Below are 6577 nucleotides of genomic sequence, written 5' to 3' on the forward strand. Positions count from 1 at the left end.
TTACCCTGCCAATGTGAGTGCCGGGCCAGCCATCAACGATTTCATCATGCACTCAATGCAAACGCTTCGAGGCATAATGGGCAGCGGGTATGGCAGGCTCTCGGCCGATGTAAAACTCTTCTTCCCAGCCTTAACCAAAATCTTCCCCGGACACTGCACAGTAATATTCCCGCCATCAATAGTAATATTCGCCCCACCCGCAGTGGACAGCGAAATACTCTTCGCGGCGGCGAAGTCAACAAACGACGAAGCACTGACCACCGTCACCTCATCGCGTGCCTGCACCTTCAGCACATCCGCCTGGGCCTGAATGTCCACCGCGTCCTTCGCGGCGATCAGCTGCACACCGAGCCCGCCTTCACCAGCAGCGACAGCGCCGCCGAGCACGCCGATGGCCTGGCCGCTGTGCACGCGCAGCGCCCCACCAGCGACGAATTGCGTGTCGGCGCCGCTCATCAAGCCGATGGTTTCGCCATTCGACAGCTGCACCGCACCGCCCGCCGTCACGCCCAGGCCGGCCTTGGCGCTCAAGGCGATCACGGGGTCCGCCGAATGCGGCAAGGCGCCATCGTCCGGGGACGTCTTACGGGCACCGGCATCGGCGCGGGCGGCGTCGAGACTGTCGCCACCGACCATGCCCGAGACGGCCGTCAGCAGCGCGGCGAGTGGTGCTTCCTTGTCCGACAAGGTCGATGCGCCGGCCTTGACGGAACCAATCGACGTGGCCAATGCCACCGTCTGGTGCGTCTTGGCCGCCTCGCTGAACGTTTCGCCCAGTTTCACGGCCTGCTTCATCAGCGCGATGCCGGCGGCGTTGTCGCTGGCCGGGTCGCGGTTGGTGGCACCGTGCGTGATCTGGTAGCTCGACACCAGCAGGCCCGCGCCGCCGCGTACGGCGCCGTAGGCGTCTGTGCGCAGTTCGGCGCCCTGGCCGCGCAGGCTACCCCGGTAGTTATCGGCGGCGTGGATCAGGTGACCGAGCGACAGTTCGGAGCCGGCGAAGGTTGAGCGCAGCTGGACGCGCCCTTGCGCGTCCGTGTCGTCAAACAGCAGCTGGTTGTAGCCGCTGCCGCCAAATTCTTTTGTCCTGACGCCCCATTGGGCGGCGGCGTTGCGATGGCCGTCGTTGGTGCCCGAAGCGCCGTGCCATACGGGGCTGTTGCCGGCAGCGACGTTGCCTTGCGCCGACGGCGTGTGGTCGCCGGCCGGCTGGAAGACGGCCGCCGGGTCGTCGCCGTCTGCCGCTTGCCCGCCGGGTGTGGGGGCGTGACCGCCCTCGCCCTGGCCGTTGTACAGGGCGCCGATGACGATGGGACGGTCGATGTCGTTCTCGATGAACTGCACCAGCACTTCCTGGCCGATGCGCGGCAGGAACTGGCTGCCCATGCCGCCGCCGGCGGTTCTCTGCGCCACCCGCACCCAGCACGAGGCGTTGCTGCTGTCCTGCCAGTGGTAGCGGATGCGGATGCGGCCCAGCGCGTCGCAGTACAGTTCATCGGCGCCGCTGGCCTGGTCGCTGCCGTCGGCGCCGATGACGATGGCGCTTTGCGCACCGCGGGCCGTCGGTTTCGGGTGGCTGCGGGCGTCGCTGCCCGGCAGTTCCGGGCGCCACGGGGCCTCCGCCGCCAACGCGTCAAAGCGGTTGGCGTAGCCGAGTTTGCGGGCTTGGTCGATCACCAGGGCCATGTCCTCGTCGGCGAGGTCGGCTTCAAGGAGCACGTCTTCCAGCAGTTCCGGGATGGGGCCGAACAGTTCGGCCAGGGCCTGCACGGCCGGTGACGGCAGGTTGTTTACGCCCACGCTGGTTACGCGCAGGACCGTGTAGCTGGCCGGGGCGTCGCCGAACATGGCCAATGGCCCCTGCGTGACGTCGATGCGGGTGCCGGCGGCCAGCGTGCGCACGGTCGAACGGCCTTGCCAGGGCTGGCTGCGTGCCTCGCGCGCTTCCATCTGCAGTTCCGCATAATGCTGCGCCAGGGCGCCGCTGGCAAACGCATACTGGCCCGGCACGTCGTAGCTCTCCAGCACCGGCAGCCTGGCGAACTGCTGGCGCGACGGGGCGCTGGCACTGACGGCCTTCTTCGCCTTGTAGTCGTAGCTGAGGAGGGTCGTCAAGGTCGAGACGACCTTGCGTGATTTGTGCAGGGCCTGGATGCTGTCCTGCTTTTCCGCCGTGCGGGCGCCGTGGAAACGGATGCCACCATCCTGTTCGCTGATGGGATCGGGCGGCATCGCGCTTTGCTGGCTGCTGTCGGCGAACAGCACCAGGCCGTGGCCCTCTTCCAGTTCCTCGATGCGCCAGCCCAGGCCTTCTTCCGTCAGCAGGCGGCGCACGAAATCGTAATCCGACTCGCGGTACTGGCAGCAGTAGCTGCGCGGCGGGACGTCGGCCAGGAAGCTGTCCGTCTCCCCGCTCCAGCGCCACTGGGCCAGCGGCTGGTAGGCCGACAGCACGTCGTCGACGATGTCGACCACGCTCTTGTCCTGCCATACGCGGCTGTTGCGTACCTGGCTCAGGCGCCACAGCCATGGCGTCAGTCGCAGGCGGTAGCGCGCCAGTCCGCCTTCGCTGCCCAGCATGGCCGCGTGGGTGATGTCGCCACTGAAGGTGGTGCGGGTGCCGTCCGCGAGGCTGATGTGGAGCGTGGCTTGTTTTGTCACCCTTGTCCAGCAGCGGCACCAGGTCGATGTGGGTGCTAGTTGGCAGAACGCGAATATATGAACGAAACTTATCCCGACAAAAGTATAGGTGGGGTCCATAATATACCCAACCACGGCGGAAATTATTAGAACTAATAATCGAGTGAGTACTCGAGCTGACACCGAGAATGCGTTCGACTAAACTCAGGAAAAGCTATCAAATGCCGTCCGTCAACCCACACTCGGAATGAGGATGTCTTCGCAAAATTATCACAGTCGGGCGAATACTCTGTTGAAAGCGCTGCTGCCGCTGTAACCATGCGATCCAATGTCATCCTATCAAAAATAATTAGATGGCTTCTTGGCGCAGGCTCGTTTGCCACGGAAGCTTTAGGCAGCAGTGTCTGTACAAGTTTCACTGGGGACATTAACGCTCCGGATTCTTTTGAGAACACAGCTGCTTCTTTAACTACTTCAGGTGAACCCGCACATACTGTGTCTTTATTATAAACAACGCTCAAATAATCCCTAGAATCGACAATCTTATCAAAACTTAGCTTGTATTCCCACGGATTGCCCTGTGAGGCGTTGCCACACTGGCGAGCCTCAATCGCAAAATTAGTGACAAATTTTACAATACCTGAATTTATCGATGCTACACTGCTCTTCCTAACCCCCTGTGCAGATCGCAAGCGAATGGACTCTATACTGACGCCCATCTGGAAACTCTTGCTTCCACCAACTTTTACTTCCTGAACAGAGTACTCAATCGGGTTAGCAGCGCCCGCCCTAGCACAACCAAGGATCAATGAAGCAAGAACGAACGACCAAGAACTCTTTGTATTCATAAGAGAATATCCTTATACCAATTGGTGAACACCAACCGCTTCGGAAGATCAGTGTACCCACCATTAATTGCATAGGTGGCTGCCCTACCATCATCTCTATCCATGGCTAAAGCCGCACCCTTTCGAAAAACGGTGATATACCAACATCCCGCGTCAATAGCGTTGAAAACGTTATTCAGAATAATATCTGGATTATCAATGATAGGATGCTGTTTATTTAAATCAATCTCCCAGCCCAAATCGAAGTCCCTTCCAGGACGCAACCAGCCTCTGAATACCCAATATTGAGCATAATTGTACCGCCCAGTAAGCTGCTTAAATCCGCGGCCGATAAATTTCGGACCATCCCCTGGCTCGGTGTTACCTATACTTCGCTTATTCTCATACTTTGTCCCAGTAGTGTCCTCCAGCATCGAATTCAAGCTTGCGCATTCTACCGCCCCTTGCCCAAAGAAATGCGCTTGCCGCAATCGAGAATTTATCCCATATTTGTAACAACACTTATTAAGGTCGATGCGATACTTCTCTCTTATGCTTTCGCTCGTGCCGTGCGTGATTAGGTCATCAGAACTCCGGCGGCGGTTTGGGTAAATTAATGCCAGCTCATCTTTCGTCAACCACATACATTTAGCTAAGTGTTCTATAAACTTAATTGGATGTACGTGCCAAACGGACGCATCTGCAGGGAGTCCCGGGACGCTCTCCCAAAACGACAACTTTTCTATATGCGCAACAAGCCTTGTAAATTGCTCTTGTGTCAATTTAGATGGACCGAACTCCTCCTGCGCCACGCGTTGAAATCGCGTTGCGATATTCCGCCCGCTCCACTCGCTTGTATGCTTCGTCACGATATGCCTCAACTTATCGCGCTGCCCCATAACCGCTGCTCCATCTTTCTCCTGCACGTTTTTTTCGTAGAGCTTTACCAACCGAACAAGACCTTCGGCGTCAACAAAACCATCAGAGCTATACATTCCCGTCTCAGAAACCGTTGAAAATCCGGGCCAGTCAGCATCAGTTATTATTTCTATCGAATCGCGCTCCGCCCAAAAAATCTCGTTTGACTTCGGCAAATACACTTGAATATAAAACTTGCCATCCAAAGACTCCTCACGGAACTCGCCCGCCTTTAGCCAGGGCCCCTTCCATGGGATTATCTCCTCGCCAGCGTCCAGCTCTCGCTCAATCTCTGCTGGGTTTTGCTTATATGCTTTTACGTTTTCTGACTTTAAAAAAAACTGGGTCTGCGGTTTATTTGGTTTCCCACTAATTCCTGTTTTTTCGGAGTCCCGAACTTCAATAAAAGTTTTTTCTATCCAAACTTGTCGACCTGCCACCGAGGCTCTCCAAAACTGCCCTTTCCTAGAATTCTTGTCCACATTGATAGGCCTTGAAGGATCTGCGGCCACTGTCACGCTCTCGGGCAAGTCCGTAAAAACTTTTGTTTTTACTCTCGCAACCGTTTTTCCCCACATAGCTTTGGTGAAATTGGTTAAAAATCCTATATCTTCAAAAAATATTTCGAAATGAATACCTTTCGACGGACGGCTTATATTGTCTGGGATAGAGCCGCAATAGCCCAGAATATCGCCCCGTCGAACAGGAAGGAAATTACGACCATCATGACAACTGCCATCAGCTGTTGGCGCTAGAACTGCAATTCTCTCAGGATTTAATACTGGCTTCTTGTCTCTATCGAGAACCGGTTTTCCATCTTTACCCAGTTTGGGTGACGCCGATACAAGTTTCTTCAGGAAATTAACGGCAAAATCACCGCCTTTGTTTTTTACCGCCCCCCAAGGCTGGAGATGCATGTATAGCGAAAAAAATTTAATTTTGTTTCGCCGAGAGTTGTTTTTCCTAGCTCAGCCTCGTGCTTTAGCAGGACAAAACTACGAGAATACGGTACCTTGTCGAAAAATGCGTCTGTCGAGTCAGTTTCGTCGAACCTATATGCGACAACCTCACCGTCGGCGATCGCGCGTATTGGAGAGAATGGGTCAGGATTGAGATGAACCCCGCCATGCCAGAATCGGTTTTGCCCCATCGGATAGGACCCACTTTGCGTTTCGGCACAGTCGTATAGAATGTCAGGAACAACGCGCTGCTCATTCCCTTTAATATACGGAATCTTGATTGGGTATGTGATAATCATGTTATGTCTGGAGCGCAGCAATAAGCCAAAGCGTTTATGAATAGATCTGCTTATGTGTGAGGCAACTTAGCTATGCATTTCCTGTCTATTCTTTACATTATTCATCAGCTCGAAAAAACAAACTTCCCGTCCAGCTCAGTCTGCACTGCAGGGGAGAATTTTGGGAAGCGATAAGTTCCTTTTACACCGGCAAGAAAACTCTTCTTCCCAGCCTTCACCGAAATCTTCCCCGGACACTGCACAGTAATATTCCCACCATCAATCGTGATATTCGCCCCACCGGCGGTGGACAGCGAGATACTCTTGGCAGCAGCGAAATCAACAAACGACGAAGCGCTGACCACTGTCACCTCATCGCGTGCCTGCACCTTCAGCACATCGGCCTGGGCCTGAATGTCCATCGCATCCTTCGCGGCGATCAGCTGCACACCGAGCCCGCCTTCACCAGCACCGACAGCACCGCCGAGCACGCCCATGGCCTGGCCGCTATGCATGCGCAGCGCGCCGCCGGCGACGAATTGCGTGTCGGCGCCGCTCATCAAGCCGATGGTTTCGCCATTCGACAACTGCACGGCGCCCCCCGCTGTCACGCCCAGGCCGGCCTTGGCGCTGACGGCAATCACGGGGTCCGCCGAATGCGGCAAGGCGCCATCGCCAGGGGACGTCTTACGGGCACCGGCATCGGCGCGGGCGGCGTCGAGACTGTCGCCGCCGACCATGCCCGAGACGGCCGTCAGCAGCGCGGCGAGTGGTGCTTCCTTGTCCGACAAGGTCGATGCGCCCGCCTTGACGGAACCGATCGACGTGGCCAACGCCACCGTCTGGTGCGTCTTGGCCGCCTCGCTGAACGTCTCGCCCAGTTTCACGGCCTGCTTCATCAGCGCGATGCCGGCGGCGTTGTCGCCGGCCGGGTCGCGGTTGGTGGCGCCGTGGG

4 protein-coding genes are annotated in these 6577 nt (G+C 56.9%); all 4 read right to left on the bottom strand.

The window, feature by feature from the left end:
- Positions 1-2661 (bottom strand): type VI secretion system Vgr family protein, encoded by a 2661-nt coding sequence (locus tag GM672_RS15715; protein WP_229427757.1) that lies wholly within the window; start codon positions 2659-2661, stop codon positions 1-3.
- A 131-nt stretch (positions 2662-2792) separates the two neighbouring features.
- Positions 2793-3488 carry a hypothetical protein gene (locus tag GM672_RS15720; RefSeq protein WP_155471481.1) on the bottom strand — a complete coding sequence of 232 codons (696 nt, stop codon included), beginning with the start codon at positions 3486-3488 and terminating at the stop codon, positions 2793-2795.
- Positions 3485-5302: a glycoside hydrolase family 19 protein gene (locus GM672_RS15725; RefSeq protein WP_155471482.1), complete on the bottom strand. Its 1818-nt coding sequence runs from the start codon at positions 5300-5302 to the stop codon at positions 3485-3487. Before GM672_RS15725 ends, GM672_RS15720 begins: the two co-directional genes overlap by 4 nt.
- A 445-nt stretch (positions 5303-5747) precedes the next feature.
- Positions 5748-6577 (bottom strand): DUF2345 domain-containing protein (locus GM672_RS15730; protein ID WP_155471483.1); only part of this gene is annotated, 830 nt, incomplete at its 5' end.

The organism is Pseudoduganella buxea (assembly GCF_009720835.1).
GTDB classification, from domain to species: Bacteria; Pseudomonadota; Gammaproteobacteria; order Burkholderiales; family Burkholderiaceae_D; genus Rugamonas; species Rugamonas buxea.

Bases quoted from the DNA above. Each gene is read 5' to 3' on its own strand.
- GM672_RS15725 (WP_155471482.1), bottom strand. From the start codon at position 5,302: ATGCATCTCCAGCCTTGGGGGGCGGTAAAAAACAAAGGCGGTGATTTT.
- GM672_RS15720 (WP_155471481.1), bottom strand. From the start codon at position 3,488: ATGAATACAAAGAGTTCTTGGTCGTTCGTTCTTGCTTCATTGATCCTT.